This window comes from Finegoldia magna, assembly GCF_018371055.1.
Taxonomy (GTDB): Bacteria; Bacillota; Clostridia; order Tissierellales; family Peptoniphilaceae; genus Finegoldia; species Finegoldia magna_I.
The window spans coordinates 1-1,924 of the sequence record NZ_JAGYZD010000290.1 but is presented as its reverse complement, the minus strand read 5'-3'; the positions used below and the strand labels follow the sequence as shown (position 1 = coordinate 1,924).

Annotated in this window: 1 protein-coding gene; it reads left to right on the top strand. The window is 32.4% G+C overall.

All coding sequences use genetic code 11. The features are described 5' to 3' along the window. The first annotated feature begins 158 nt into the window (after positions 1-158). Positions 159-1,820: a hydroxylamine reductase gene (gene hcp, locus KHW44_RS09180; RefSeq protein WP_304068753.1), complete on the top strand. Its 1,662-nt coding sequence runs from the start codon at positions 159-161 to the stop codon at positions 1,818-1,820. Positions 1,821-1,924: the final 104 nt, after the last annotated feature.

Here is a 1,924-nt window from a genome sequence, read left to right as displayed (position 1 = left end):
TGGTCTTATTGAATTAAACGGATCTGAAATTAAAATTAAAAACAGAGAAGAATTGGAAAACTTATTGTAATGAACAAATGTAACTTATGTTACAGAAACCCATACTTTAAATTAATTATAATTAAACCATAAGTTAGAAAAAATCAGGAGGAAAGAAAATGGAAAAAACTATTGAAAAAAATGAAGAAATGTTTTGTTATCAATGTCAAGAAACTGCAAAAAACATTGCATGTACAAAACGAGGCGTATGTGGTAAAACATCAGATGTTGCAAACATCGAAGATTTGCTTGTTTGGGTTACAAAAGGATTAGGCGAAATCCTAACTAGAATGAGAAAAGAAAACAAAGATATCTCTAATTTACATTCTTATGTCAACAATAATTTGTTTACTACAATTACAAACGCAAACTTCCACTATGAAGATTTATTAGAAAAAGTAAAAGAAACTATCGATTTGAACCAAAAATTAATCGAAGGCTTAGATGACAAAGAAAACTTGTCAAAGGCAGCTTTGTATAACGAAAAAGACGATGATGAATTAAAATTGAAATCACAAATTATCGGCGTGTTGAATACTTTGGATGACGATAAGAGAAGTCTTAGAGAACTTATTACTTACGGATTGAAGGGAATGGCAGCCTACAATAGACACGCTAATGTTTTGGGAAAATTCGATGAAAATGTAGACGAATTTATGGAAAATACTTTAGCAAAATTAATGGACGACAGTTTATCCGTAGAAGATTTGATAGCTCTTACATTAGAAACTGGATCAAATGGTGCAGCAGCAATGGCTCTTTTGGATAGTGCAAATACATCTGCTTACGGAAATCCAGAAATTTCAGAAGTAAACATCGGTGTTAGAAACAATCCTGCGATTTTGATTTCAGGTCATGATTTGAAAGATATGGAAATGCTTTTGGAACAAACTCAAAACACAGGAGTAGACGTGTACACTCACAGTGAAATGTTACCTGCAAATTATTATCCAGCTTTCAAAAAATACGACAATTTCGTAGGAAATTACGGAAATTCTTGGTGGTTACAAGACAAGGAATTCGAATCATTTAATGGTCCAATCTTGATGACTACTAACTGTATAACTCCACCAAAAGATTCTTACAAAGATAGAGTATTCACAACTGGCGTTGCAGCATATCCTGGAATGAAACACATTGCAGCAGATGAAAATGGTCACAAAGATTTCTCAGAAATAATCGAACTTGCAAAAAAATGTGAATCTCCAAAAGAAATCGAAAACGGTAAAATCGTCGGTGGATTTGCACATAATCAAGTGTTAGCTTTGGCAGACAAAGTTGTTGAAGCTGTTAAAAATGGAGATATTCAACAATTTGTAGTAATGGCTGGTTGTGACGGAAGACAAAAAGGTAGAAATTACTACGAAGATTTTGCTAAAGCATTGCCTGATGACACAATTATTTTAACTGCTGGTTGTGCAAAATACAGATACAATAAATTAAACTTAGGAGATATCAATGGAATTCCAAGAGTTTTAGACGCAGGTCAATGTAACGATTCTTATTCATTAGTTGTAATAGCACAAGCTTTACAAAAAGCTTTTGGTCTTGATGATATCAACGATTTGCCAATTAGCTACAACATTGCATGGTATGAACAAAAAGCAGTAATCGTGTTACTTGCACTTTTGAGCTTAGGCGTTAAAAATATTCATCTTGGACCAACTCTTCCTGCATTCCTATCACCAAATGTAGCCAATGTTTTGGTAGAAAATTTTGGAATTGCTCCAATTGGAGAAGTTGATGAAGATATGGAAAAATTTGGAATTAAAACAAAATAATTCGTGAAAATTCATTTAATTAAGAGTCCGAAAGGGCTCTTTTTTGTTTGAAGAAATCTTGTTTTAAAATCGATTGACTTCCAATTTTTAAAGATATATTATTA